We start from the raw sequence: 25,026 nt of genomic DNA, 5'->3' as shown, positions 1-25,026 counted from the left end.
AACCTGAGTGATAGAAAATTTTCATTGAAGCCGCTCATGATCTCTATAGCTTTATGTCACCATATGTTGTATGTTTATCGATAACTTTAATATATCACATTTGGCTGCGTTGTTTACTGGCCTAAAGTACAGGTGGGTTCGTTTAACTAAGTTTTACCTAGAGAGGGTCTTGAGGGTCTCGCGAATCAAGGAGACGCTTGTTTATTTCTTCACCGTAAGATATGGATTATTGATCGGTGGTTCCTCAAACAATCCCGTGGGCTCGCGGAGCAGGTACCCATGCAGCTGCCGCGACTTTCTTGGCCCCGTGACTTCGCACGTCCAGATGTTGAGTCCGTTGGGTTGCTTGCGGTGTAGATGTAGCCGCTCGAATTGCTTCTGCACCCATTGCCAGTCCTGCACCTGTTGCTGCTTGGCAAGCGGTGCGATCTGCGGATGCTCCTGCGCATAACGCTGAAACACGCCTGGACTGACCAGGTAGACGGTGTCCGCGATGGTATGCACCAATGCCTTGGCGTCGTTGATGATGAGCTTGCGGGTCTGGATGCCTTGTCGCAGCCACTCGAGGAAGTGCTGGCCTGATGGCTTGGCGGTGGCGGCAGTCTCTAGTGTCGTAGGTATCGAGCACGTAACGTGCGAAGCGTCAGGCGGATCGTCCTGGTGATTGGGGGGCACCTCAAGGCTTGTGGTGTTGGTGGCTATTGGTTCAGTTGGGGCGGTCGCTGGCATGCCCAGCAGATCAAGCAGGTCGTCCACGCTATCCCCGGCGTCAGAGGCGGGCTGTGTGGATGGCTCCGTGTCCCTGGTCGGTGTGGCGTCGGCCATCTTTGAATCGCTTGCCGGTGCTGCCTGGGACGCTTTGCTGGGCTCCTGTTCAACCTCGACCGTGCCGGTGAATGGCTCTGGCCGTTCCATCGACGCCCAAACCAGCGATGGCGCCAGTTTGAGAAAGGTGAAGGTATTGGACCAGCCGCCGGGGCTGGTGACGGTGGCTCGCCAGATAGCCTTGCCGTCCGGGGTCGCCTGAGCGATGCTGTGATCCTGGAGCACATCGAACACTGCCGTATTGCTGCTGGGGATGCCCTCGATGCCCTGTGACAGCAAGTGCGCGCGCAGTTTGTCCGAGACGGTCTTGCTCACCAACCAGAGTGCATCTTGGGTCAGCCAACCGTCCGACGCCTCGGGCTGGTTCAGCTTGAACGTTTCCCTGAGCAGGTAGCGCAGACCGTCCAGGAGTTTACGTTGCAGCGCGTGCTTGGGCGCGGTCAGGGCCTTGCTAGGGTCGCCGCCGAGTGCCTGAGCCACCGACGCTTGGTCGGCCTGCACGACCAGTTCGCCCAACACGCCAGCGTGCTCGTATTGACCGGCCAAGACATAGAGCAGTGCTGACCATAGCGCAGGATAGTCACTGAGCCAGTCGAGGATCTCGCGATCGAGCACATCGGTATAGAGCAACCCGGTGGCGGCACCATGCAGCCGGTACTGACGGTCTTTGCGATAGCGGAAGCGGTACGGCTGTAGCAGCGGGCCGTGCCAGGGGTGCCAGATAGCGCCATCCGCGTACTCGACATGCAGGTCCACGGCGATCTTGCCGATGTCGTGGAGCAGGGCGGCGTAGGCGATACCAGCGGTCCAGGCCTCGGCTTGAGCCGCCTGCGTTTCCGGCGCTGCGCCCACAGGGAGCAGGTGTGACTGCCGCAGCTTGAGGGCATAGGCGACGATTTCCAGGCCGTGGTCCAGCATGCCGCCGGGATACGCATGGTGATGGCTTTCGGAGGCGGGGAACTGTTGGACCAACTCTGCGTAGCGTTCCAGTGGCGCGTGGTAGAGCATTGCGAACTGCTTGCGCGAGAGCGATGTGCGCTGCCAGATGTGTTCCAGCAATCGTTGCCGACGAGGCGTGGCCAGCAGTAACGCGGCGGATTCGGGCCGTGTCAGCCCGTTGGGTGTAGCCTCGAGCCGGGAGCCCCTGGCCGGTGGTGCCGTTTTGAGCTGGAACAGCGGGAACATGGCGAACCCTGTCGTGAGGTTGTCAGCGGAGCCTTTTGTCTTTTCGCCTTTTGGGGTAGGGCCTTTCCCCTTGGTCCTATTCCCTTGGCGTTTCCTCTTTTCTGTCCTTTTTGTGTCCATGGTGTCTAGCCACAATGAGGGAAGGAGCCGTGCGGATTCTGGGCTTGATTTCAGTAAGCATGGATATACAATTAAGATGTGTATCCAAGAGGTGATGCCATGCAAGTAGCGAAGTGGGGTAACAGCCTGGCGGTGCGCCTGCCGGCGCGCCTGGTCGAAGCGCTGGAGCTGCGCGAGGGGGATGACATCGAGATTGTGATCGACGATCCGAGGACCTTCGCGGTGCGCAAGAAACCGGGCGTCGAGGACAGGCTTGCGCGGTTGCGGGCGTTCCGGGGCAAGTTGCCGGCGGACTTCACGTTCAGCCGCGACGAGGCCAATGCGCGTGACTAAAATCAAGGTATTCATCGACAGCAACGTGGTGCTCTATCTGCTGTCGGAGGATGTCGCCAAGGCCGACGCCGCCGAGGCCCTGCTCAAGCGCAAGCCAATCATCAGCGTTCAGGTGCTCAACGAGGTCACGAACGTATGCGTGCGCAAGCTGGGGATGGCCTGGGACGAGATCGGACAGTTTCTCGACCTGGTGCGCAGCTTCTGCAAGGTCGTGCCGTTGACGGTCGAGATGCACGACCGTGCTCGTCAGCTTGCCGAGCGACATCGCCTATCATTCTACGACGCCTGCATCGTGGCGACCGCCTCGATCGAAGGCTGTCAGGTACTGTTTACAGAAGACATGCATCACGGACTGATCATCGAGGATAGCCTGACGCTGCGAAATCCATTCGCGAGGTAACGGGCCTCGCCGAGCGAGCGGGAGCATGACGATGACAACGCAACCAAACACATGGACTCATCGGCTGGGCCGACGTGCAGGGCATGGCTGGCGCTGGCTCGTGCTGCGTGACCGCCAGGCGGAACGCTGGCTGGTGGCGCATGGTGTGCCTACCGGTGGTGCCAAGGCATTGCTGTGGCTCGTCAAACTCGTGCTGCTGGGTGGGCTGCTATACGCCGCGTTCTGGTTGGCTTTGCTGCTTCTATTTGTTGTCGTTGTGGCTTGGAGTGTTCGCGACGCAGGCGTCGAAGCGGAAGAGTGGGCCATTGGTGAACAAGCCGAGTACAAGCAGAATCCCGGCTATGATCCCATCAACTACGACGATACCCCTGATCCACGTTTTGCTGATCCACGCTTCGACGACGATTGATCCTTGAGGCCACAAATGGTTGCCATGTCTCATCTGAGCTTGTTGGACACCATTCCTGGCCCCTTAGAACCGGCTTGCCCGGCAGATTTCGTTCCTTCTGACAACCCTTGAAGAACACCGCCAGTACGCAGTCCGGCCCAAGCAAGAGTCCCAACCCAAAATGTGGGCAACAAGATAAACATCGTCGCCATCACGAAGTTCAGCAACATGTCCCCGAAGGCGTTGTTCAAGCCCATCAGCGGATTGAAGTTCGAGTGTGGCGAGTGCCAGCCATAGAGCGCATCGAGGATGGTACTGTCGATCCAGCGGGCGAGCTGGAACCAGAAGTCGACGAAGAACAGCGCGAACTGTACGCAGCTTGCCGTCACCACCGACTTCAGATCGTAGGTGCCGATCAATAGCACCAGCGGGAGGCAGATCACCAGCGCCATCTTGAGAAACGACAGCACGATCGGCAGCGCCTGGCGCACCACGTCCATTGCCGGAAAGAAGCTCAGCGAGCCCACGGTCAAGCCAATATCCGAGGCGCCGCGGGTAATGACGTTGGGCAGCGTCTTGTCGATCTGGCCGCCGTAATCGGTGTAGACCTGGCCCTGGTTCATGGTCTGCTGCCGGGGCGAGGCAATGGCACGGATCACCGAGTTATCGATCTCGGTCTGCGACAGAAACCCCGCCCAGTTCCCCAGGCGTGACAATAGACTCGGATCGACCTGGGCCAGCAGGCGGTCACGTAGGCCATCGCCATCATCCGACCACCACTGCCGGCAGGTCGGGTAGCCACCGCCGCTGTCCACCTGGGCCAGGCCCGCGTCGCGGGTGTCATCGTAGGGCCAGGCGGTGCGCGGCGTACTCGAGCGGTAGGTGTCGTAGTAGCCAGTGGTAGTGACAAAAACATTCGAGCCGATCCAGGCCACGTCATTCCTCTGCTCGTCGGAGAGTGCCGGCCGGCTCATGAACAGCTTGGCGCGGGCCGGGCCATAGCAGTCGTGGGTGAAGTCGGCGACCTCCTGGGCCAGCATCGGATCGTCGATGCGCGTGCTGTCGATCTCCATACGTATCTGACGCAGGTCGGTGCCGCAGGGGATCGCGGCCACGGTGGCTCCGGTCAATGCCTTGGAGATGGCGTGCATGAAGAACCACCACACCGGCACCTTGGCACTCTGGTCGTTGAGGATGGTGAAGGAGCGCTCCCAGCCGGTCTCCGAGGGCTGGGGTACACTCACCTGGCACTGGCTCGAGCGCGACGGGTCGAATTCGAGGCTGGACAGATCCACGTCGATGAAGGGCACGCCGGCGAACAGGATGACCACGATCGCAACCCACACCCGATTCTCGATCCGCGCGGCGGAGAGCACTCCCTTGTTGCCCTCGTCGGCGCCTTCGGCGCGCGCCTTGAGCCACTCCTGCACGACGATGGCGAGGAACGGCAGCGCGAAGACGCCGCTGGCCACCAGCGTTGCCCACAGACCATTGTTGATGATCCAGCCTACCAGGGTCAGGTAGTACTCCAGGTAGTCCGTGGTATAGAGCGTCATTGCGATTCGCCTCCGGCTACGGCGCTGGCAGCAGCACACTGCCTTCCAGCAGCACGATGGCCAGCACCGCAGCGACCTCGGTACGCATCAGGCGCGCATGGGTCTCGGGGGACCCGTCACGCCGACGCAGGCGCTGTCGCATCCACCACCAGCCCCAGGCGGTCACACCGTAGAGGCACAGCCGCCAGACCAGGAACACGCCGGCATGGCGGTCGAGCCAAAGGCGCCAGTCCTGCGCATCGCCGACGACGCGAATCCCCACCAGATTGACCGCTATCGCCGCCAGCACGACCAACCCGGTCCACAGCAAGATCATCGCTAGGCGGTGGGTGAGTGCACTACGCAATACGCCGAGGTTCATGGCTCGCTCCCGGCCTCCGGCAGCCGCTGGATCTCCTCGAGACGATCACGGGTGGGGTCGCCGTCATAGATACCACGCGACCCGGCGGCACGTGCGCCGTGGCGCTGGATGATCGCCATCGGCGAGTTGTTGGCCAACTCGCGGCGCAGCTCCATCTCGGTCTTGAGGTTGTGGATCTCACGATCGAGGATGTCGCTCTCTTGGGTAACGGCCTGCTGAGCCAGCTGATTGGCGGCGATATTGGGTTCCTTGATGCCGGTCAACAGCGTGCGTTGCAGCAGCAGTGCCTTCTCCAGCACGCTGGACAAGGCGACCTCGGAGGCCAGACGGCGGGCGAGTACCTCCTGGTCCGGTTCGTCGCGTAGTGCTTCGATGACGCCACGGGTGATCGGCAGCGAGGCGCTGCTGGCCGCCTGGAGATTGTCGAAGGTGGTGGGCTGGCTGCCGGCGATCAGCTCCCGAAGGGCGTCCAGCGTTTGCTCGTACTCCTCCTGGATCAGCGGTGTGAGGCCCACGCCCGGTGTGGTCTCGGTCTTGGTGCAGGCCTCGCAGGTACGCTGCTCGCGTTCGCCGAGCACGCGAATCGCCCAGGCCTCGACGGCGTCGGGCGAGTCCCAGGTCTGGCAACTCAGATTACCGTCGCAGGTGCCCGGGTCGATCGCGCTGGTGTCGGTGACGTCGCGGTCGTTGAGCAGGTTGTAGCCGGCACGGGTGACGTCGCCGACGATTCGCACCGGGCGCTGCCCGGCGCCGCCGGCGTTGTCGCCCCCCACCCACGGCACGCCGTCGTTGCCGCGATTCGTCTCGGCCTGTTCGATGGCCGACACCGCGTCGGTACTGGCAACGGCCTGGGTCAGCGTCATGCCCTCGGCGAGCTGGTTCCACCCCGTCTGACCGCCCGCCGTGTCGGCCATTCGCTCGGCGATGGCGCGACAGGTCATCTTCGAGCGGTCGAAATCCAGCCGCGCCTGCAGAATGCCGTTGGTCAGCAGGTTGTACAGACCCGGGTCGGCGCGCTGGATGATCAGTGCCGGCAGCGACGCCACCGCACTGGTGGCGTTCTGGATCACGTCGCTCATGATCGACTGGAAGCCGTCGGTCACGCCGTTGAGCTGATTCTTCAGCGTGGTAGTCAGGCTCATGTCGCCGCAGATCAGGTTGCTGTTCCAGCCCATGCCGGCCCCGAGACTGCGCATCGGCCCCACGGGGCCCATCGACACCGCCCGGCCACCGCCGATGCTGTAGAGCACCTCGTCACCGATAACGCTGCCGCTCTGGTGGACGCCGTAGTCGTCGCGGGTCTGCGCCTCCAGTGTGGGCCCGCTGGCGAGCGCCAGACCGCACGCCAGAAGGACGCCACAGCAACGGTGCAGGGTGGATAGGGCAGGGGGGTGTCCCAGGCGCTTCATGCCAGTGCTCCGCTTAGTCGATATCAACGCTGCCCAGGAACACCTGGCCGCGCCGCTGACAGCATTCGTAGGGCCGCCACAAGGCCCAGGCGTAGTCGCCCCGTTGGGCCTGCGCCCGGGGATTGTCATGCGGGAAGGTCATGCAGGTGCTCGACAGGTGAGGCGTCAGCTCCTGCCACTTGCCCGTCGAGGCGTCGCTCTCTATTAGCGCCTCCGCCGGCCAGTAGCCGTCGCGGGATTCGGCAAGCAGGGGCTGATAGACATGCGGCTGACCCTCGCGCGTGACGATATCGCCGGCGCGTTGAGCGACGACCGCGGCGGCTTTGTGGTCGTCCGTCTGATGCAGGAAGCCCCCACGGGGGTAGACACTGCCCCACAGGTCGAGGCCGTCGCGTGTGCCGATCTCGCGCATGCCGGGCGTTAGCGCCTCGGGATAGACGGTTTCCGGCAGGTTGTGGCGCCAGGCCAGCGTGTCGAGGATGCTGAGCAGATAGGGCATAAAAGCGATGCCGGCCCCCTGACAGGCGGGACCGAAGTCGGCGGCGAAGTCGTTGAACACCGACCCTGTTGGGTGGCCGATGACATCGGCGTTCTTGAACTTCGCCAGGTCGTTCTCGTGGACTTCGCTTGTGGTGCCGTCGCCGCCAGCCTGCGCGCTTGGGATGGGCTGGCTCATCGGGCGCATCTCCACCCACGGGTTCTCCCCGGTGTTGGCGTAGCTCGCTACCACGGCATCGGGCACGTAGTGCTGTACCTTGACCGAGGCACGTACCGAGCAACCGAAAGCGCTGCAATAGAGCCAGTAGCAGACGCCCGTCACGCGATAGGAGAGGCAGTCCGGCGACAACGCTGAGGCGGTAAGCGTGGCGGTATCCAGGGCAGCGGCGGAGGTCGCGGCGCCCAGCAGTGCGGCCGTCAGCCCCCTGCGCAGACGACGAAGACGCGTGATACGGGGCTTCATGGCGGCGTCTCGCGATACTGCTTGATACGGGCCACCGCACGTGCAAGGTCGTGCTCGCCATAAACCACATAGCGCTGGTCGACGACGACCGCGGGGACCTGGGTGATGCCCAGGCGCTGAGCATCGGCGACGTCCTGATAAGCGAGCGACAAACGCTGCTGGAGCACGGAATCGTTCCGATCCAGGCGCTGTTGGACGAGCGCCGCAGCCTGCTCCGGATCGTTGGGCAGCCGGTCGGACAACTCGGCCTCAATGCGCGCTGGCGCGTCCAGCTCGATCAGCCGATCAGGCGTTCCTGACACCGAATGATGCCGGTCGGTGACGACCCAGGTCTCGGCGGCCGCGACCGTCGTTGTAGCCAGCAGCACCGCGCACACGCCGACGCGTAGCCATCGTGCCCAGGGGAAAACACTGTGGGATAGGAGGTTGAGCATGTCGCGCCACCGGATCGGTCGGATACGGTGGTAGTCGAACCGACCCGTGGCGATAGAGCGATCATGAATGCGACAACGAAGGGCACCGGATTGCTGGCGGGAGGGGGAGAGTCCAAAGTGCTAATGCCTGCGTGGAGAGGCTTAGCAGGGGTGAGCTATCGCATTAACTGAGTAGGTCTGGCGCTATCGTCGGAAGCACTGGCAAAGCTATAGTTGCCTCAGTCGTCGGTGCCGCCGCCCGTCCCAAAGTAGGACGCCTTGCGCTCAGCCGTGACATTGGGGAGAAGGGCTTCGACGGGATAGAACTTGCACTCAAAATGATTGTTGTTCCAAATGAAATCCGATGCTCTGATGCCGGCCCAAAAGAGAGCCAAATCCTTATCGCCCGTGCATAGCAAAATCTTTTCGTTCGGGAGTAGCGCGAACAGCTGCATTAGGACCTCCAGGGAGCGGAGGTCAGCGAGCGCGTTATACGCAAGCTCCGCCGAGTAGTTAGCTTCGTTCAGCTTCAGAAGTGCCTTCCCTGGGCTTTTCCCATTCGGAACGCATACAGCGCTGAGAGCGGCAAGGACCACGAGCGAACGCCTCGGCACGGAGCATTCATCAGCCGTCGTCAGCACTTCGTCCCAGAACTGCTGGAGCCGGCGTGCGCTCACCGGTGCGCGGAGCTTAGGGGCAAGGCGGATCAAGAAGTCCTGCTTGAGTGCCATGCCGGCTTGTGTGTCGTTAATGATGCCCACGACACCTTGCAGCCCGCCTTTTCCAGAAGGGGCCAATTCCGCCATAGGTAAGGCAGCACTGATTTTGGCGCACACCTCATCAAACTGCTGCTCGACGGTCTCAGGGGAAGGATTTGCCCTTAGGTTTCCTTCCAGGGCATAGAGAAGCGGATTGATGCGAACGCGGTGATCCGCGAACAAGTCAAGAAAGTCCTTGTCTGCATCGTCCGTTTTTGCGCCGTTACGAAAGCGCCCGGCCAATTCGCTGATGGTGCAGCGATCCGGCATGACGACCATGTTTTCCTGCAAGGCCAGTCCAGATGGAAGCCAACCATCCTTCACCAGACCGATTGTCCTAGACGAATAGATGCTCTCTAGCTTGGTGTTCCCAGAGGCTATCGTCTCGACAGATATGCCGTCGATAGTGCTCTCAATAACGCGGGCATTCTTCCAGTTTAGGGGAATGGCGACTTTAGTGCCGAGCTTTTGGTCGATGAGATCGGAGTATTGAAGGCCCTGAAACTCAACGCCAACAAAGGATGCTCTGCGCCCTGTCGGATCGCCGGCGTCATCGACCTCTATGTATTGCAATACTCTCTCGCTGGATTGGTTAGCTCTTGCGGCTACCTCGGATTTTTCAGGCGCGATTGTTGGTGTCGAGTTCATAACGGTCTCTGTTGGTTTCAACAAATATCTGTATGGTCTGGCCAGTGAGGTCTAGACCCTACCCCAGGTCATTCAAGACTGAGAGCGGATTGCGCTGCTATCGCAGCCCGTATTTCAGCAACGGAGTATGGTGGGCTTTTTCTATGTACGACGTGATGGCATGTCGCGCAAAGAGGTACCAGATCTCGTATCGGGTCTACTTGGTAAGCCTCTCCTATCGCCGACAGTGGAGTGACATGGTGGACATGAATGAGATCCGCGCCTATTGGGCCGTACTTATCTTCATAGACCAAGCCGCACGCTTGGCACGTTGCCCCATAGTGCGCAATGCAAAGCTTGCGTGCTTCAGCGTTTCTCTCGTAGAGCGTCAACTCGACCGTTTTCAATGCCCCTTCAATGAGCGCCAGCGCTTGTGGAGCGGTGTTAGATGCGGGCTCACGTACGAGGGACGGGGGCAGCACTCCGATAACAAACTCGCCCGCGACGCCTGTAACGGTCGTTTCCCATGCGCCCCGTTCACCAATGGTGAGGCTAGACTTAGGTGGGTGCTTGTGAAGGCGTGATGCCATTTGTCCAGTTTTCGGATCGCACCACATCTCCTGCATGTCAGTATTACGCTCATGGAGGTACCAGGCTGGCCATTCTCCCAATTGCCCTACCCATGAATGGCCTCGTGCGTAGCTTCTGCGAGCAAGCGCAAGACACTCCTCTGCAGGAGGGAGGGCAATAGTAATGAAAAATGGTGGCGATGACTGACCGGGGGGAGGTGTCATATAGGCGTAGTTTTTGGTCTCCTTTACGAGCGTCCAGTCTCTTCGAGGGAGGATGACGCTCAGCGTCAGTGAAGCGCCAAATCGATAGGTCGTCGGGCCGTACTTCTTGGGTGCCTTGCCACTTGGAGTGATTTCAATCGTCTGAATGGGCCAGCCTGGAGGGGTGTGGCTCCGTGCTGCAGGTTCATCAAGCTCAAACTTCTTTTCGTTATCCGTATTCATTCGGCTTCTTCCATAGTCGGGCGCTGCGCCGCTCACCCGGCTGTGCCGGGTAGGGCTGGATCTCTATCGCTCGGGCCGGAGATCAAGGCGATCAAGGTCTTCTAGCGTTTGGACGACCGATTCGACCAGCTCACCATCAAAATCATCACGCCCGGCTTCTTCGTGCGTGCCCTTGTTGAGGTAGGTCCACACCAGGTTGTTAACCGGAATGCCCAGAATGCGGCCATAAGCAGCTAGGAGCGGTACCTTGTTGGCGTGGTCAAAGGTCTGTGCCTCCCTCAACTTCTTAACCAGCGCTTCACAAAGATTCCTTAACGCGGGCCCGGCACCGACGCCTGCGAGCATCAGATTCAAGACACCTTGATTGTGGCTGCCGAGCCAACGCCATACCTTCTCGGACAGCATTTCCAAGGCTTGACGTGACGCAGCAAGGGCCTCTCTATCATTTAGGGCCTCCCGTGCGGCCCTGGCTTTTACAATGTAGTTCGCACTAGGGGTGTTGCCCGTCACTCTGGGCTGGTAATTGCCGTCATGATGGCGGAACAGATAGACTTGGCATCCATTACGTCGCTGGGCAGGAAGATGTTGCTGGATGTCCTTGATGAACTCATTGCTGTGGCAGGTGACGATTAACTGGGTTTGCGCGAAGTGTTCGCTCTCAAAGACCGTTTCACGGATGCCGCCTCGATGGTCGTGGTCGATCGCATTGATGGCGTCGTCGAAGACGATGATAGGGCATTCTATGCTCTTCGCCTTGGCCATTAGGATTGCCAACCCAAGGCAGCGAATGTGCCCTTCGCTAAGTACGTGAAGTGCATCGACCCGAGCACCTGGATTGCCGCGAAAACAGATCTCAATCTTCCCGTCACCGCCTAGTGGAAGATGCAGTGCGGACAGCTTGTCCTCATCTCGATCGTTGCGATTGAATGCGTTGTAAATATCCATGGCAGCTTCATTGAGTCCCGCCATCAACTGACTAGGGAGCTGGTCCCTGTAAGACCTCAGCTCTTCGAGGAATCGGTCATACGTGGCCTTGAACGGGGTGTCGCGCTCTATGTCGCACTTTTCCTGGTCCGCTTGGGCAATCAATCCTGCATTCGTTTCGTCGAATGCCTTGATACGGTTGTTCGCGACCACAATGCTCTCCTGCAACTGCTGCCGCTTCAGATCCTGTGCCTGCACTCTAAGCTGGAACTCGCTAAGCCGCCGGCGCTCGGCGATATGCGGCTGCCGGTCCTGCTGTGCGCGTTGTGAGGCATCGTCTTGGACTGCAATGCGATCCACCAGAGTCAGGATTTGTTCGAGCGATGGCATCCCTGCTTGAACTTCCGGCGCTTGGGGGTAAATGTCTGACCACCAACGCCCAGTTGGTTCGTCTGGAAGCTGCAGAAGATACCAGCTTATCGGTGTACCTTCTTCGTTCTGAGCGCCGATGAACGTTGCAACGGGACCGAGCATCTGACGCAACTCGCGTGACGCTTGCTCAAGTCTGGCCTGCGCGGTCCGCTGCTGTTCCTGAAGTAGGCCAAGCTCTTCAAGCTGCCTCAGTCCTTCGGTCGCCTTCTCGTATGGATTTGTCGCCACGTGAATCGTGCCGTTCATTGGGGTGTCGCATGCAGGGCAGCGTTCTCCCACTACCTCCTGTAGCGCGAGAACGGAGTCATACAGTGCCTTGAAAGAGACTTGGTCGCTCTTGGCTTGGAGCGTCGCGACGATAGCGTCGAGCTCCTCACCGCATTGATACGCCTTCTCAAAGGCATCTAGAAACCCTTGACGCGTCACACCGACTACATTGGGCGGTACCTCCTCCAGAATAGCTTCAAGCTCTTGAAGGTGGCCTGGGGCTTCGGCGGTGCCGATCAGCTGTTTGAGGGCCTCATACGTTGTCCCGGCTGCGTATGCCTGCGCCAGAGAAGCTTCCTCTTCGGCCAAGACTTGCTCGGATGCCGGTTCTCCGTCAACCGTTGCTCGATCAGCAGCTAATGCATTCCGGCGCAGAGTCAAAGTGGCCTGTCGTTCACCGAGTAGGGTGAGCTGCCCATCGATGCTCTCATTGAAATGGCTCACGAACTCATTGAACTGGTCCATGCCGAATAGAGTGGCAATCAGTTCAGCACGCTGGGCGTTAGGGCGTGCGGCGATTCTAGAAAAGGCGTCTATGCGGTTCTTTTCGATGAAACAGAAGCGGTAAGTATCGGGATTGGCAACAACATCGACTTCCCGACCATGGTGATCGGTCGCTTTCAGTATTGGTGCATCGAATCGTCTATCGTGGACATTAGTGAGATAAGTCCGGGCTGCGATGCGCTTGATTCCTGCTTCTTCGACATCGCCCAGGAGAGCGTATTCCAGCCCTTCGCACAGACTGGTCTTGCCGCTGCCATTGGGGCCATAGAAGAGGATGACCTGCTTTGTGAGGTCGAACGGCTCGGGTGCCCGGAAGCCTCGGAATGGACCGAGCGTCAAATGCCGAAGCCGCGCCCACGGCCATGCACCAGCATCAGCGTCAGCCGCGACGGCTGGTGCAGCGTCAGCTGTGTGCACTAGCTCTCGACGAATCAGACCGACGAGATAGATGGATCGCTGATTACGCTGCCGTGAGGTTCCTGCCAGCCCATCGAAATTGGCCAGTGCAAGAGTGGCTAGGCGGCGTACATCAATCGGAACTTGTTTGTTCGGCTGATAAAGCCATCGCACAAAACGCTCGAAATCCTGTCTAGCAGACGCCATACCCCCTCCATTTATTGGCGGCTTTGCGTCTAGCTTACCGTAACGACAAGTTACTATGGTGGCGTCCGCAGCTAATACGTTAAGGATTCGGGCGTCCCCGGCCAAAAGGCGAGGCCGGTCTCGCTGTCGTGCTCCGCATTGAAGCGGTCGACACCGAGGCACTCTAGCCCAGCTCAACCCCCTCAGTTCGGGCCTGGATGAAGAGGTATCCTATAATAGTAGGGCCTGCGGACTGGGCGTTTGAGACTGTGGAACAGTGCCTCTCGACCCTGCAACGACTCGGTTTCGACACTGCGACCGTCAACGCAGGCTATGGAATAGCGCTCGATTTCGTCATGGATGGGGTCATCAATGCTTTGGGAGCGGTAAGCCAGCGCTGTGGAGAAACTCGTGAGGTCAGCATAGGTAGCAGCAGGGCACCGGGAGAGAACAGAGTCTTCAGCTTCATGTATCTTGTATGTTGATTGACAATCGTGTTGCAAGAGTTATCGCGCCGTAAATTGCTCCATCTCCCGCGCCAGTAAAAGCTTTGCGCGGTTGACGGTAAAAGCGACGGAATCACTCATGTTGATTACGGATAATTTTTTATAAACAATGTGTTATAAGAATTTTTGACGATTGGGTGGTGACGACAAGAGTGCTCGATAACGGGCGATGGGCATCCACCACGGCTTAGCGATGGACGTTCGCGCGTGGGATGCGGTGCGAACGGGAATGATCAACGCGGGCAAGCCGCGTCGCAGCCTTGAAGGTCATGGCTGCCTGGGCATGTCGCCGATAGTGTCGGCAGGCATTTCGGGTGTCGATGCCGTGTCGTCTTGCGGCGGGTCCGTCAGTAGGTCCAAGGCCGACAGCAGCGCATCGCCCTCGACCGGACCGAGCAGGGTCAGTGTGTGGTCGGTCTGTTGATCCACCAGGCGCAAGGTCGGCGTCGCCGTGATGCCGTCGCGCTGAGCGGCGTCGCGTTGAGTGTGGATGATGGCGTCTGGCCGGGAGCTGTCCAGGCAGGCACGCAGTGCATCATCCATACCGGGATACTCGACGCCCGACGGCAGCCCCTGGCCGTCGCCCCGAGTGTGGCGGTAGAGCCAGACGACAGCGCGCCAGAATCCTGCGTGACCCTCGGTTTCCCCAACACACTCGGCCAGCCGGGCGTGTTGGGTCGCTGCCGGCTCGTGCATTGCTAGCGGCAGGTGATGCCATTGCAGGTCGACGCCGGGGTGTTGGTCGATCCAGCCCATCAGCATCGGCGTATAGGTCTGACAGTGTGGACACTCCAGGTCGGCGTATGCGATCACGGTGAAACGAGCCTCCGCGTTGCCATAGCGCCACGGCGGCCTCGGCGAATGATCGTTTTCCACTTCACTCGCCGGCCGCGCTCCGCTATTGAGCATCGTCCCTGTCCAGGCGAGCAGCATGAACATGGCCAGCACCATGGTCACCGCCATTGGTAGTGCTAGGCAGCGCCAGGATTGCCATACCGCTCGGGGAGTCGCCATGCATCATCTCCTTGGGCTTACCCTGGCAGATCGAGCGGCAAAGGCTCGATCCCGCGTGCGCGGTCGATCTCCTCGGCCATCTTGAATGCCGCGTCCAGTTCGCCGATACCGTGCTGGCGCATCAGTCGGTAGCGCTCGGCTTTCTCCTCGGGCTCGGTCATGGCCAGCGCCAGGTACAGGCTCGGTGGCACGGCGCGGAACAGCAGCTCCATGGTCTTGGATAGCACCACGCCCTCCGAGAACTTCCCGGTCTCCTTGCGTGCCGAGAGCATCAAGGCTTTCTGTGAGGCGTTGAGTTCGCGGAAGCGCGCGATCTTCTCCACCTCGTCGGGCGGCATCGACAGGCAGATCCACCACTCGATCATATTGAGCATCGGCTCGGCGGCCTTGGGCAGATCGTCGAGGTTCTGTGTCGCCAGCCAGAACCAGGCGCCCAGCTTGCGCCACATCTTGGTGACCTTGACCACGTAGGGCGCGAGCAGCGGGTTCTTGGTGATGATGTGGCCTTCATCGGTGACGTTGATGATCGGCCGCCCCAGGAACTGGTCGCGCTCGGCGATGTTGTTGACCGTGTTGATCAGCGAGATATAGGCGATCGAGAGTTGCGCGTTGTAGCCCTCGCGGGCAAAGGTGGCCAAGTCCACGAGGGTGATGTCGGCCTCCGGCCACGGTGTGCCGGGTCGGTCGAACATCACGCCGTCGACGCCCTGGCAGAACATGTCCATGGCGTCGGCCATCTCCAGCAACCGCGTGCGGCGTGTTTCCGGTAAACTCGCATCCCGTCCACGCTCGCGCAGCGCCTCGCGCACGTCGCGGGTCAGCACGGTGCGTTCGTGCTGCGTACACTGACGCGCCGCATCGAGGATGCACTGGCGGATCAGGCTGCGGTCGGCACGGGTCATCCGTGTCTCTTCCTTGTCTTCTCCGCCGGTGATCATCAGTCGGGCAGTAATCTCCAGCTCGCCCAGCACGTCGCGCTGCTCGTCGGCATCCGCGCTGGAAGCGGTGCTCTCCTGCTGGTTGTCGAGGGGAGTGGGGTCGTCGAGGTCATCGGCATCCAGCGTGTGCACCTGGCCGGGGGTGTCGACCAGGCGGCGTGCGTCGGCAAAGGGTGCCAGGCTGACCCCGGCGCCGGGGGCGAGCGTGACTCGGTGCACGGTCAGGCCCAGGCGCTGGGCGAACTCGCCGAACAGGCCGAAGCTGTTGCCGGCCTCGACGATGAACAACCGGGGGCGGTAGATCGCCACGACCTGGTTGAGGATATTGTTGAGTGTGGCCGACTTGCCCGAGCCGGTCGGTCCGAACAGGAACAGATGCGCGTTCATCTGGCGATCGAGGCGGTTGAGCGGATCGAAACTGATGGGCGCACCGCCGCGATTGAAGAAGGTGATAGCCGGGCGGCCAGTGCCCTGAGTGCGGCCCCAGACCGGGGCCAGGTGGGCGGCGTGCTGGGCGAACATCAGTTGGGTGTACCACTGGCGGCGGTCCTTGGCCGGGTCGAACAGACATGGCAACCAGCGCAGATAGCTGTTCAGCGGTGCCACTTCGTCGTCTTCCCGCACCGGCTGCAGCCCGGCGTTGAGCATGACGTTGGCGAGCTGCACGCCACGGGCATCGAGTTGGTCGAGATCGTGCCCGCGCAGGTAGAACGCCAGCGCGCCGCGATAGAGCTTGTGCGCACTGCCGATCAGTCCGCGTGCCTGCTGCACGTCCTGTCGCGTTTGCTCGGAGTCCAGGGTGTCGCCCACCGACTTCCTGCCCAGGTGGTTGAGGTGCGCCTCCAGCACGTCCTGGGGCATGGCGACCAGGGTCAGGCACATCACCGTGTCTTCCGGCATCTGATCGAACAGCGCGTTGATCGCATCGCCTCCCTTGCGCGTCTCGCCGGTCAGGTGGCCGATGGTCGGAGGGCTGCGCAGCCGGTCCGTGACGATCACCCGATGCGGCAGGCCATCGAAATACCAGAGGCCTTGCTCGGCATCCGAGTGTGGCTGGCCGAAGAACAGCCGCTGCGAGAAGTCGGTGCCGCTGGCCAGTTCGATCTCGCCCGGCTCGGTCTCCGGTGGGTAGGCGGCCAGCCGGTAGAAGCGTTCGCGGTCCTCCGGCGCGGGACCGAGGCACGTCGGCTGCGGGTTGAACCAGCGCAGCAGCCAGGCATGGATGCCCGCCGCGTCCAGGCGCTGGGCCCGGATGCCGGCATTGGTCAGGCCGCCGACAAGGCGGTCGCAAATGGTAGCCAACGCTTGCTCGGGCGACTGGCCACGGCGCGTCGTCGTCGCTCTGGCCCGGCGATAGACCACCATCCGTATCCGCCGCGACTGGCCACGCCAGGGTAGACGGGTGACCGTGCGGTCCTCGAACAGCCCACCCGGCTTGGCGATGGCGCGTAGATGGTGCTCGAAAAAGCACAGATAGAAATCACTGAATGCGCTGCCTTGGGCGCGCGGTTGCAGGTAATTACGCAAGGTTTGCAGGTAGTCGTCGAAACTGGCGTCGTCCTGGGCATAGAGCTGTACCACCCAGGGGTGGTCGTCCCACTCGTCGAGGCTGTCCTGCAAGGCGTTTTCCAATGCGTCGCGTGCCTGGGCCAGCCAGCCGGCCTCACGGCCTTCGGTGCCGATGGGGGTAAGCTCGAAGAAGGCCGCCACCGACCGACCGTCTTCCAGGAGCATGCAGCGGGTCTCGGGCAGGTATTCCACCCAGGGCAGCAGATCGACGAACGACGGCGCGACGTCGTAGAGTGCCTGTTCATCGGCCCGCGTGGCTGGCTTGGCCTTCGCGTGGCGCGCGGCACCGGGCTCGGCAATGCCATGGTCGCGCAGATCGGCCACATGGCGTTCCCAGGCGTCGGGAGCGGTGTCGGCACTCTCAGTGGGAGAGGCATCCGCCTTGCGTGACCACGGCAGCGACCAAGCCATCAGTCATCCTCCACGCGCTCGCCGGGCATCGCGTACTGCACGCGCTGGTACAGCGGAAAGACCGTGCTGTAGCCGGGCACCGGCACCGGGTCGCTGCCGGCCAGATGGGGAAACACGTACATGACGAGATCGGGATTCGGCAGGCGAGGGAACTGCCGGTGGATCTCGTTCGCCGCCGTGCGGGTGTAGGTCGCCTGTATCGTGGGCGCTGCTTCTACCTCGGTATCGGTGAGGGGGCGGCGTAGCGACTGTCGGGTATCGAGCAACTGGTGCGAGGCCTGGTCGCCCTGAACGCCGCCGCCGGTCTCGGCCTGCCAGATATCGAGCATGGTCTGGTCGCCATGGCTCAGCAGTTGCTCCTTGCTGGTCGTGCAGCCCGCCAACGCCAGGATCGCCAACCCGATGGCCAGCACCAGGGGGGTACGTTCAATCGAGGTCCAATGCATGGGGAGCTCCCGTGCTGAGGGTGTGATTGACCCGGCGTGCCTCGGTGTCGTAGTCGATGGCCAGTGTCTCCTCGATATGCACGGCAACCCGGGCGCCCGGTTCGACATAGACGGCGGCGAAGGCTTCGCCGTAGAGCCGGTTGACCCACTGCGACATGTCTTCAACGCCGCCAGCGAGGATGCGGCCCACGGCTTCATTGCCACTGATACCCACGGTGCCGATGGCGCCGTCGCTGCCGACGTAGGACGCCCGGCCGCTGTCGGCGTCGATCAAGGACGCCGCGCCGGCACCGGCGGCGGTGATCAGGGCCTGGGTCCCGAGGTACTGCTGGGCGTTGCTGCGGCGCTCGCCGCTGACGCAGGGGATACCGTGCGGATCGCTGATCCAGCCCAGACCATCCTGGAGGTTGTCGCCGCTCTGCTGGCGGCTGCCGCTGCGTTCGCCGTCCTCGGGCACCGTGCGGAGGGTGCCGTCCTGGAACACGAAGGTGACGCTCCTGATCTGCCCGCGTACGCAGGAGAGCGTCCAGTCGCCCGAGGCGGTGCCGCTGACCACTGCGCCAGCGACGTCGGGGATCTCGATACCGTTGGCGGTGAGGTTGTCCGGGCCGATCAGGACCTTGAACGGGTAAGGGTCATTGACCGTGCCGTCGACCGGTACCCGACCAATCAGAGCGGTCATCGCGATGGAGCCCATCAGCGTCGAGTTCGACGGCACGGTATAGACCGCCTGCGCTGTCGAGCTGCCCACCGCCTCGGCGGCGCTATCGGTTACCTGTCCGGCGGTCGTTTCCAGGGACGTCCGGGCCGGACCGAAGGCGGTTGGGAAGTCGAAGCCGCCGGAGGCCTCGTCGTCCTCGGCCGATCTGGCATCGTCAGGCTCGACCCAGCGCACGTCATCGTCGCCGAACTCCACACCGTCGCCTTCCTGCAGGCCCAGGCCGATGGGCAGGTCGGCCTGCTCATCCGCGTCGCCGAGACCGTCCAGGCGGCGTTGCAGATCCTGCAGCAGTGTCTCGCTCTGCTGCCGTTCGCGGGTTAGCCGCTCGCGGTCCTGTTGCAACTGGCGGCGTTCACTCTCCAGGGCGCTGTTGATGCGCTGGTCGATGGCGCCTTCGCGCTGACGCAGCCGCTCGTTCTCGGCTTGCTGTGCCTGGTTGTCGGTGAGCGCGCTTTCCAACTCACCACGTAGCTGCCTGACCTGGCCGACCAGGGTGGCGACGGTATCGTGCGGGGTATCACCCTCGATGCCGAGGGCCTCCATTTCATCGGGCGTGAGTTGGCCCGCGGCCTCGATCGGTGTGGCATCGTCCGCCGGGCCGTTACCGGAGAGCAGCCTCACCACGACCACCACTAGCAGCAGCGCCAACGGGATCATCAGCCACTTGAGCAGGCCGTTACTCTTCATCGGTGCCTCCCCTGGTTGGTGTCACTGGCGGCAGGTTCATCGAGGCGTCGATGGGGCTGATCGTGGGCAACAGCGATCCAGCCAGCCCACGGCCACGGGTCACCAGATAGACCACCGTGGTGTCGGACGGCCGGCCCGCCGGGCCGAGATCGGCATGCTGGAAGGTCGCGGTCATGATGTCGCCTTGCAGCGCGCGTGGATCCAGATCGAGCCAGCCGCTGGACGTGTTGGTGAGACGTACGGCGGTGACCCATCGGTCGTCCAGCCGCCAGGCTGCCAGCGGCGTGGCGTTTACCGGCACGCTGGGCAGCAGGCTATCCAGGGCCAGATCGCGTGGTAGGTTGACGCGGGTGATACCGGGCACGGGCTCCACGGTACGCAGTGGCGCGTACAGGTTCTGTGCCGCGTAGCGCGTCAGCACCACCGGAAGGGGCGTTTCGCGCCGAGGGGGCTCGGCTGCTGCCGGCTCGACGGGTGGGGACGACGGTGAGGTGCCATAGCGCGTGGCTGCGGCCTCGCCCTCGACGATGCGCACCGGCTCCAGCGGTGGCTCGCTGCCATCGGCCGGCTCGGCGGCGATGTCCAGCAGGATCAACTCGCCGGTCTCGACGTCCTGCACCTGCAGTCGGGTGGGCTCGATGGTCTCGCTGGCGCGCAGGTAGAGGGCACCGCCTGCGCTCTGCACGCGCAGGCGATCGTCCAGTGAGGCGGGCACGCCGACGCGGACATGGCGGTCGACGAACACCACACGCTCCTCGCCGACCACCAACGGCACGGCCAGGGGCATGCGCTCCCAGCGCAGGATCTCGATAGCGTGGGCACTGCCGATCGGCATCAACATAAGGCCCAGGCAGGCACACAGGACGAGGGAGACAGCGGAGCGGGTGATGAGACGTTTCATGGCAGCGTGCCTCCCGCATCGTCATCCGTCGTGGACGGCTCGGAGGGTGCGATGCGTTGCGGCGTACCGCGGTAGCAGTCCAGTGCCAGCCCGTACGGATTGCGCTCGGGATCGACGTCCATTCGCACCACCTTGAGCGGATAGCGGACCAGGGCGCGCTTGACCCGTTCCGAGCCGACATACTCGTCGGCGGTCATGTCGAGCGTGACGAGCCAGTCGTGTTCGGAGAGCACGCGCACGCGGGTGACTGGATCGTCACCGTAGCCGCGTCCGGGAATCTCATAGATGCCACGGACCCGCTGACGCAATTCGCCGGCGGCGCGGCGGTGGTCGTAGTCGTGACGCAGGAAGGTCTGACAGCCAGGGGTCAGGTAGGCGGCGAGGGTGCGGATATTACGTGCGTAATCCTCGTCGCCGTTCGTCGGCCAGCGATGCAACTGCTGCCAGATATACAGCGTGAAGGCATACACGTTCTCGGGGGGCACCTCCCACCACGACCGCGTGCTACCGGAGCGTAGGTCCGGTGGCACATGGATGGTCAAATCGCGCGGCGCGCTCCACCAGCCGACACCCAGCACCAGTGCCAGGCAGAGCAGGGCGGTCGTGCCCAGACGCAGCGTCTTGATGTGGGCCTCCAGACGCAGCACCTCGTTCTTGAACCGGCTCACGACGCCGTACTCCTGCGTGTGGTCCAGTCGCCTGAGCGGGTTACCAGTGCGGTGGCACCGACGAACGGCACCAGCGCTGGGTAGCACCGGGCGATCCGCCATTGCAGCTCGCGATACAGCCAGGTGTTGGGGCGGCCGCGCTTGTGGCGGCGTAACAGGCCACCCCCAACGAAGATGCCCAGGGTGACGGCCGCGACGATGAGGGTAGGGACCACGGCAATGGACGATATCAGCCAGGCCAGCGGGATGCCCAGCAGCAACCCGACCACCGCCGACAACCCGGCGCAGATCCACAGCTCGTCGGCAGTCAGGCCGCGTACCACCACCGGCTGGCGGTTCAGCCGATGGGGCAGGAAGGCCACGGTGCCATCCGGCAGGGTGTCGGTGTCCTGGCGCTCGAGCATCTCTCCGCCTCCCTAGAGGACGCCGGTGGCTTCGGTGAGCAACCAGATCCCCACCACCAACAGCACGGCGCCGACCGCGACGGACAGGCCGAACTGGCCCCAGGTAGCGCGTCCGGTGTGGATCTCCGAGTAGCGGGTATAGGCGTGGTAGCAGACGCCGACGAACATCGAGGCGACGATCAGCAAGGCGATCAGCATCACGATGTCGTAACCGTAGTTACGCAGCGTCTCCATGATGCCGCTGCCGGTACCGCGCGAGGGGTCTTCCAGCGTTGGCAGGCCCTGGGCCAGCACTAGGGATGGCGGGGCCGATGCGACGACGGCCAGTGTGGCAAATGCCATGCGACGCATTAGGGGATGCATGAGTGGGTAGGGGATAGGGAGGCGTTTCATGATAGCGAGCCCTGGTTGGTCACGAGAGCAGGAAAAACGTCAGCACCAGATACATCGCGAAGAAACGCATCGCGACACCGAGGAACTGACGCTGGGAAATACGCTGTTCGGCCCAGCCGACGTAAGCCGTGCGCAAGGCCCATGCCCCCCACAGCAGCAGGGCCGTGAGCACGGTGCCTATCAGTGCGGCGGAGACGGTCGATGGCGTAAACCCGCCGTTGGCCTGGAAGGCGCTCAACTGGGCGGCGGTCATGGCGCGACCTCCATGTCGTTCTCGCGGCGATAGTCGCCGAGCAGCATGGCTGGATCACGGGGCTGTGCCCGTTGAGGTGTCAGGTAGTCGTCGATGCCGGTGCGGATGCGCTGCAGGTCGGCGCGCAGGCGCGCGTAGTCGAAGTGGTAGCGGGTACGCTCGCCGTGAGGGCGATCGACGCCCACTTCGACGAGCCGTTCGATCATGTCGAGCTGACGGATAACGGCGGTCAACTGCTCTCGCTCGTTACCGTCATCAGCAACGGCAGCATGTTGGAGGAGCGATACGCTGGCGATCAGCAGCAGGGCGATCGGGAGCCGCTGCCATGCAAGCGTCGAGCTATGAGACCGTGCCATCGTGCCACTCTCCGTTGAGGCGAATGGCACGATAGTGCGGGGTCACTAGGAGCTATACAGCAAACAATGGGGAGTGCCTGCCCTCCGCTTTACCGGCAGTGCTTTGCTGGCGTGGTAGCGCTTGGCGACGTAGTTCTCGTTGATCTTTTCCAGTCTATCGAGATCGGACTACACGACACGGCTCGCAGACGAAATCCGTGAGCCGTGGCGTGTACTATATTCACGCTTTTCTGTAGAGAAGCTCTTACTGGACGTCAGGATCGTACTGTCCCGCTCGTAGTGTCGGTTGTCACCTGCACGGTAACCGGCCACGGCGTGGCTGCCACGTTCATGGATAGGATCAAGCGCTAAGAGTGCGGATCCTTCCTGCCCGCGCATCGCCATCTATGCGGAAGCACAGCTTCGTGTCTCTCAAAGATTTTCTGATGCTGCTGGGGTGCCAGCAGCACTGGCGATCATTCTGAGGGGAGAGTGGGAGTCGGGAGCCCCCGGGCCTGCATGCACTCGCTCCAAGCAGAGCCTGGCGTGGTGCCATCCAGATACGAAGTTTCAATAACAGGAATGTACTGGATCCTGGCGTCTCGTGAGTAAGAGGTTCCAACCTGGACTGCTATAGCGTGCTCATAAGGGACTGAATAGAGATGCATTTCGCCGCGCGTCTGCTGTTCTTGCTCTGCTCGCGACTGCTCGAGAATGGAATCCGTGCATGCAAGTGCGCCGGCCAGCACATCATCGATAGAGCTTGAATCGGCGGAGACTGCAGAGCTCACAGTTAAAGACAGTGCCACCAGCGACAGCGCGAAAGCAGATTTCTTCATCATTCCTTCCTTCTGGAGTAAAGCTGTGAACTCGTTTTATCGGCAAGAGCTTGAGGAACTTGAATGCCCGCTCCGCCGCGAGCTTGAGGCGCCCTACCTGTAGTTGAGCATGTGCGCATAAGTATCGACATCTCGCTGGTCATGAAAGGTCTTCAGAATTTCATTAGTCTCAGCATCTACCACGTCCCACAAAATCCCGAGGACGTAATCCAGTGTTCCTGCATCGGAATTTGGGTGATCCCTATCCGGCATCCTTAACTGAACCTGGTATTGCTCATCTACATCATACCTCCGGGAAGTCAGGAAAGGCTGTATGGCCTGTAATCCTACGAGCGCCGCCGAGAACGTATCAAGGAGCACGCAGCCTCTGGACCTTTTTCAGCAACGCTTTCATGCTATGCCATATATCGAGACACCGGAGTCGGAGAGCCTGCAGAACATTCATCCGTTCTATTTGCGTGAGCTGCCTCGCAGCTTGTGCCTTCTCGACGTATTGGAAACAGTACCTAGTACTACAGCCGTAGTTATCATGGTGATCGAGCCTTCATCATCCGTAGGTACTGGTGGCGACAATGGCATTGCCAGGCGCGGTACTGATGCCGTCGTCGCCAGTTCGACCAGAGCAGCATGTGTGATAAAGTCTGGTTTCCCCGCATGAACCAGCGATTCATCAATCGCCGGAGTTCAGGTAAGGTCCAGGCGATACGCGTCACGGTGTTTTTTTTCCTGCGGAATGGCCTGCCGCATGGCGACCAGCAAAGCGTGCGCCAGAAGCGCCAGGGTGATATGGCGATGCCAACTGCCCCAACGCCGAACTTCATAGTCATCCAGCCCACATTCCCCCTTGGCTATCTGGAAGCCTTGCTCGATTTTCCAACGCTGACCGGCAACCCGCACCAAGGTATGAATCGATGCCTGCTCTCGCGGGGCAAAGACCACATAGTAGGCCCGCTCGTCCGGCTATGAGCGGCTGCGTCGGATCAGCAGATAATGCCCCCAACGACGATCCTCCTCGTTGAGTTGGAGGCGCATCAACGGTGTCAACGCCCACTCGTACCATCGTTCTCCCTTGCTGCCAGCGCCGGCAGACAAGGTCTGCCACGCATCATCAGGCAGGGCCGCCATGCTCTCATCAGCCCGGGTGTACTGGAAGCTCTTCCACCACAAGGGTTCATTGCAAGCCACTTCCAGAACAAAGGGTTGCGATCGCTGCTCGAGCCAGAAGCGCAGGCGGCGATTGCCTCCGTAGATGCTGTCTCCTGTTACCCAGGAGGCCGGCGTGCCGTGATCCAGGGCACGCTCCAGCATGCGACGAGCAAGCTCCGGTTTGCTGGCAAATTCGACGTCATCGGGAATCCCGGCACGCCGGCAACGATGGCGATCCTCGGTCCAGGACTTGGGCACGTACAGGGCGCGATCCAGGAACGCATGCCCAGCAGGACTGGCGTAGAGAAGAAAGACCCCAATTTGGCTGTTTTCGACACGCCCGGCCGTGCCACTGTACTGGCGCTGTACGCCGACGGAGTGCTGGCCTTTCTTGATGAAGCCGGTCTCGTCCAGCACCAGCACACTCTCAGGATCGCCCAGCAACTCGATGACCCATTGGCGAAGCCTATCCCGCGCGTCATCCGCATCCCAGCGCGCCCGATCCAGCAGGTATTGGACGCCATCAGGAGACACATCGCCCAACCATTCGGCGAGTTGCCAGCCATTCTTGCGCTCACATCGGCTGAGCAATCCTTTGATATATCCCATGGCCCGCTCGCGGGTTTCCGAGCGAGGAAAGAGCGGTCCAAGTCGTTGGGCCAGGTCATCGAAGCGGTCGACAATGGCGGTTTCTAGTGACGGCATATCTCATCCACGAAAACGTTAGGATTCAA

At 61.7% G+C, this 25,026-nt stretch carries 23 protein-coding genes and 1 pseudogene; 4 read left to right on the top strand and 20 right to left on the bottom strand.

The features are described from left to right. Positions 1 to 201: 201 nt before the first annotated feature. A complete protein-coding gene (gene mobH / locus C1H69_RS10210; protein ID WP_102653304.1) occupies positions 202 to 2,010 on the bottom strand; it encodes a MobH family relaxase in 1,809 nt (602 codons plus the stop codon). A gap of 219 nt (positions 2,011 to 2,229) precedes the next feature. On the opposite strand from mobH, the gene C1H69_RS10205 reads away from it, so the two are divergent. The 3 genes from C1H69_RS10205 to C1H69_RS10195 are packed head-to-tail and all read left to right on the top strand — an operon-like array spanning position 2,230 to position 3,272. Next, a complete protein-coding gene (locus C1H69_RS10205) occupies positions 2,230 to 2,463 on the top strand; it encodes an AbrB/MazE/SpoVT family DNA-binding domain-containing protein (RefSeq protein WP_102653303.1) in 234 nt (77 codons plus the stop codon). After that, the gene (locus C1H69_RS10200) at positions 2,456 to 2,863 is read left to right on the top strand and encodes a PIN domain-containing protein (protein ID WP_205738455.1); all 408 of its coding nucleotides are present in this window, start codon (positions 2,456 to 2,458) and stop codon (positions 2,861 to 2,863) included. The genes C1H69_RS10205 and C1H69_RS10200 overlap by 8 nt, the downstream gene beginning before the upstream one ends. A 25-nt stretch (positions 2,864 to 2,888) precedes the next feature. Continuing rightward, positions 2,889 to 3,272: a DUF3742 family protein gene (locus C1H69_RS10195; protein ID WP_205738454.1), complete on the top strand. Its 384-nt coding sequence runs from the start codon at positions 2,889 to 2,891 to the stop codon at positions 3,270 to 3,272. A gap of 29 nt (positions 3,273 to 3,301) precedes the next feature. Here the strand turns inward: C1H69_RS10195 and C1H69_RS10190 are convergent, their stop codons facing one another. The 18 genes from C1H69_RS10190 to C1H69_RS10100 form a co-directional block, all read right to left on the bottom strand. Beyond that, positions 3,302 to 4,807, bottom strand: coding sequence for a conjugal transfer protein TraG N-terminal domain-containing protein (locus C1H69_RS10190; protein ID WP_102653300.1), 1,506 nt, complete (start codon positions 4,805 to 4,807; stop codon positions 3,302 to 3,304). 16 nt (positions 4,808 to 4,823) lie between these two features. Beyond that, positions 4,824 to 5,168: a hypothetical protein gene (locus tag C1H69_RS10185; RefSeq protein ID WP_102653299.1), complete on the bottom strand. Its 345-nt coding sequence runs from the start codon at positions 5,166 to 5,168 to the stop codon at positions 4,824 to 4,826. Next, a complete protein-coding gene (locus C1H69_RS10180) occupies positions 5,165 to 6,577 on the bottom strand; it encodes an integrating conjugative element protein (RefSeq protein ID WP_102653298.1) in 1,413 nt (470 codons plus the stop codon). The genes C1H69_RS10185 and C1H69_RS10180 overlap by 4 nt, the downstream gene beginning before the upstream one ends. Before the next feature lie 13 nt (positions 6,578 to 6,590). Continuing rightward, positions 6,591 to 7,538 carry a TIGR03756 family integrating conjugative element protein gene (locus C1H69_RS10175; protein WP_102653297.1) on the bottom strand — a complete coding sequence of 316 codons (948 nt, stop codon included), beginning with the start codon at positions 7,536 to 7,538 and terminating at the stop codon, positions 6,591 to 6,593. Next, positions 7,535 to 7,972 (bottom strand): TIGR03757 family integrating conjugative element protein, encoded by a 438-nt coding sequence (locus C1H69_RS10170; protein WP_102653296.1) that lies wholly within the window; start codon positions 7,970 to 7,972, stop codon positions 7,535 to 7,537. The genes C1H69_RS10175 and C1H69_RS10170 overlap by 4 nt, the downstream gene beginning before the upstream one ends. A 218-nt stretch (positions 7,973 to 8,190) precedes the next feature. Further along, on the bottom strand, positions 8,191 to 9,357 hold the full coding sequence (locus C1H69_RS10165; protein WP_102653295.1) for a hypothetical protein: 1,167 nt from the start codon (positions 9,355 to 9,357) through the stop codon (positions 8,191 to 8,193). Between the two features lie 68 nt (positions 9,358 to 9,425). After that, positions 9,426 to 10,352 carry an HNH endonuclease gene (locus C1H69_RS23810; RefSeq protein WP_205738453.1) on the bottom strand — a complete coding sequence of 309 codons (927 nt, stop codon included), beginning with the start codon at positions 10,350 to 10,352 and terminating at the stop codon, positions 9,426 to 9,428. 63 nt (positions 10,353 to 10,415) lie between these two features. After that, positions 10,416 to 13,082, bottom strand: coding sequence for an AAA family ATPase (locus C1H69_RS10155; RefSeq protein ID WP_102653294.1), 2,667 nt, complete (start codon positions 13,080 to 13,082; stop codon positions 10,416 to 10,418). 752 nt (positions 13,083 to 13,834) lie between these two features. Next, positions 13,835 to 14,581 carry a DsbA family protein gene (locus C1H69_RS10145; RefSeq protein ID WP_240609900.1) on the bottom strand — a complete coding sequence of 249 codons (747 nt, stop codon included), beginning with the start codon at positions 14,579 to 14,581 and terminating at the stop codon, positions 13,835 to 13,837. Between the two features lie 17 nt (positions 14,582 to 14,598). Further along, entirely contained in the window at positions 14,599 to 17,499 is a 2,901-nt protein-coding gene (locus C1H69_RS10140) for a conjugative transfer ATPase (protein WP_102653291.1), read from the bottom strand. Further along, positions 17,499 to 17,945 (bottom strand): TIGR03751 family conjugal transfer lipoprotein, encoded by a 447-nt coding sequence (locus C1H69_RS10135; RefSeq protein ID WP_102653290.1) that lies wholly within the window; start codon positions 17,943 to 17,945, stop codon positions 17,499 to 17,501. Before C1H69_RS10135 ends, C1H69_RS10140 begins: the two co-directional genes overlap by 1 nt. After that, complete coding sequence (locus tag C1H69_RS10130) at positions 17,926 to 19,353, bottom strand: TIGR03752 family integrating conjugative element protein (RefSeq protein ID WP_102653289.1); 1,428 nt, start codon at positions 19,351 to 19,353, stop codon at positions 17,926 to 17,928. The genes C1H69_RS10135 and C1H69_RS10130 overlap by 20 nt, the downstream gene beginning before the upstream one ends. After that, positions 19,343 to 20,254: a TIGR03749 family integrating conjugative element protein gene (locus tag C1H69_RS10125; RefSeq protein WP_102653288.1), complete on the bottom strand. Its 912-nt coding sequence runs from the start codon at positions 20,252 to 20,254 to the stop codon at positions 19,343 to 19,345. The genes C1H69_RS10130 and C1H69_RS10125 overlap by 11 nt, the downstream gene beginning before the upstream one ends. Further along, positions 20,251 to 21,009, bottom strand: coding sequence for a PFL_4703 family integrating conjugative element protein (locus tag C1H69_RS10120; protein ID WP_479688539.1), 759 nt, complete (start codon positions 21,007 to 21,009; stop codon positions 20,251 to 20,253). The genes C1H69_RS10125 and C1H69_RS10120 overlap by 4 nt, the downstream gene beginning before the upstream one ends. Next, complete coding sequence (locus tag C1H69_RS10115; RefSeq protein ID WP_102653286.1) at positions 20,919 to 21,326, bottom strand: TIGR03750 family conjugal transfer protein; 408 nt, start codon at positions 21,324 to 21,326, stop codon at positions 20,919 to 20,921. The genes C1H69_RS10120 and C1H69_RS10115 overlap by 91 nt, the downstream gene beginning before the upstream one ends. A 12-nt stretch (positions 21,327 to 21,338) precedes the next feature. Beyond that, complete coding sequence (locus C1H69_RS10110; protein ID WP_240609899.1) at positions 21,339 to 21,668, bottom strand: TIGR03745 family integrating conjugative element membrane protein; 330 nt, start codon at positions 21,666 to 21,668, stop codon at positions 21,339 to 21,341. A 70-nt stretch (positions 21,669 to 21,738) separates the two neighbouring features. Next, the gene (locus tag C1H69_RS10105; protein ID WP_102653284.1) at positions 21,739 to 21,972 is read right to left on the bottom strand and encodes a TIGR03758 family integrating conjugative element protein; all 234 of its coding nucleotides are present in this window, start codon (positions 21,970 to 21,972) and stop codon (positions 21,739 to 21,741) included. Next, on the bottom strand, positions 21,969 to 22,328 hold the full coding sequence (locus C1H69_RS10100) for an integrative conjugative element protein, RAQPRD family (protein WP_102653283.1): 360 nt from the start codon (positions 22,326 to 22,328) through the stop codon (positions 21,969 to 21,971). Before C1H69_RS10100 ends, C1H69_RS10105 begins: the two co-directional genes overlap by 4 nt. A gap of 693 nt (positions 22,329 to 23,021) precedes the next feature. On the opposite strand from C1H69_RS10100, the gene C1H69_RS23270 reads away from it, so the two are divergent. Next, the gene (locus C1H69_RS23270; RefSeq protein WP_133154967.1) at positions 23,022 to 23,249 is read left to right on the top strand and encodes a hypothetical protein; all 228 of its coding nucleotides are present in this window, start codon (positions 23,022 to 23,024) and stop codon (positions 23,247 to 23,249) included. 581 nt (positions 23,250 to 23,830) lie between these two features. On the opposite strand, the pseudogene C1H69_RS10085 reads toward C1H69_RS23270, so the two are convergent. Continuing rightward, a pseudogene (locus C1H69_RS10085) lies at positions 23,831 to 24,997 on the bottom strand (IS701 family transposase). Positions 24,998 to 25,026: the final 29 nt, after the last annotated feature.

The sequence above is a fragment of the Billgrantia endophytica genome, from assembly GCF_002879615.1.
Lineage (GTDB): Bacteria > Pseudomonadota > Gammaproteobacteria > Pseudomonadales > Halomonadaceae > Halomonas > Halomonas endophytica.
The sequence above is the reverse complement of the archived record's forward strand: the minus strand, read 5'-3'. Positions and strand labels throughout refer to the sequence as shown.

Excerpts from the sequence above, each read along its gene's own strand:
- C1H69_RS10105 (WP_102653284.1), bottom strand. The coding sequence starts at position 21,972 with ATGACCGCCGCCCAGTTGAGCGCCTTCCAGGCCAACGGCGGGTTTACG.
- C1H69_RS10145 (WP_240609900.1), bottom strand. The coding sequence starts at position 14,581 with ATGGCGACTCCCCGAGCGGTATGGCAATCCTGGCGCTGCCTAGCACTA.
- C1H69_RS10180 (WP_102653298.1), bottom strand. The coding sequence starts at position 6,577 with ATGAAGCGCCTGGGACACCCCCCTGCCCTATCCACCCTGCACCGTTGC.
- C1H69_RS10165 (WP_102653295.1), bottom strand. The coding sequence starts at position 9,357 with ATGAACTCGACACCAACAATCGCGCCTGAAAAATCCGAGGTAGCCGCA.
- C1H69_RS10110 (WP_240609899.1), bottom strand. The coding sequence starts at position 21,668 with ATGGCATTTGCCACACTGGCCGTCGTCGCATCGGCCCCGCCATCCCTA.
- C1H69_RS10100 (WP_102653283.1), bottom strand. The coding sequence starts at position 22,328 with ATGGCACGGTCTCATAGCTCGACGCTTGCATGGCAGCGGCTCCCGATC.
- C1H69_RS10175 (WP_102653297.1), bottom strand. The coding sequence starts at position 7,538 with ATGAAGCCCCGTATCACGCGTCTTCGTCGTCTGCGCAGGGGGCTGACG.
- C1H69_RS10135 (WP_102653290.1), bottom strand. The coding sequence starts at position 17,945 with ATGCATTGGACCTCGATTGAACGTACCCCCCTGGTGCTGGCCATCGGG.
- C1H69_RS10190 (WP_102653300.1), bottom strand. The coding sequence starts at position 4,807 with ATGACGCTCTATACCACGGACTACCTGGAGTACTACCTGACCCTGGTA.
- C1H69_RS10115 (WP_102653286.1), bottom strand. The coding sequence starts at position 21,326 with ATGCTCGAGCGCCAGGACACCGACACCCTGCCGGATGGCACCGTGGCC.
- mobH (WP_102653304.1), bottom strand. The coding sequence starts at position 2,010 with ATGTTCCCGCTGTTCCAGCTCAAAACGGCACCACCGGCCAGGGGCTCC.
- C1H69_RS10170 (WP_102653296.1), bottom strand. The coding sequence starts at position 7,972 with ATGCTCAACCTCCTATCCCACAGTGTTTTCCCCTGGGCACGATGGCTA.
- C1H69_RS10140 (WP_102653291.1), bottom strand. The coding sequence starts at position 17,499 with ATGGCTTGGTCGCTGCCGTGGTCACGCAAGGCGGATGCCTCTCCCACT.
- C1H69_RS23810 (WP_205738453.1), bottom strand. The coding sequence starts at position 10,352 with ATGAATACGGATAACGAAAAGAAGTTTGAGCTTGATGAACCTGCAGCA.
- C1H69_RS10205 (WP_102653303.1), top strand. The coding sequence starts at position 2,230 with ATGCAAGTAGCGAAGTGGGGTAACAGCCTGGCGGTGCGCCTGCCGGCG.
- C1H69_RS10185 (WP_102653299.1), bottom strand. The coding sequence starts at position 5,168 with ATGAACCTCGGCGTATTGCGTAGTGCACTCACCCACCGCCTAGCGATG.
- C1H69_RS23270 (WP_133154967.1), top strand. The coding sequence starts at position 23,022 with ATGGAATCCGTGCATGCAAGTGCGCCGGCCAGCACATCATCGATAGAG.
- C1H69_RS10125 (WP_102653288.1), bottom strand. The coding sequence starts at position 20,254 with ATGAAACGTCTCATCACCCGCTCCGCTGTCTCCCTCGTCCTGTGTGCC.
- C1H69_RS10195 (WP_205738454.1), top strand. The coding sequence starts at position 2,889 with ATGACGATGACAACGCAACCAAACACATGGACTCATCGGCTGGGCCGA.
- C1H69_RS10130 (WP_102653289.1), bottom strand. The coding sequence starts at position 19,353 with ATGAAGAGTAACGGCCTGCTCAAGTGGCTGATGATCCCGTTGGCGCTG.
- C1H69_RS10155 (WP_102653294.1), bottom strand. The coding sequence starts at position 13,082 with ATGGCGTCTGCTAGACAGGATTTCGAGCGTTTTGTGCGATGGCTTTAT.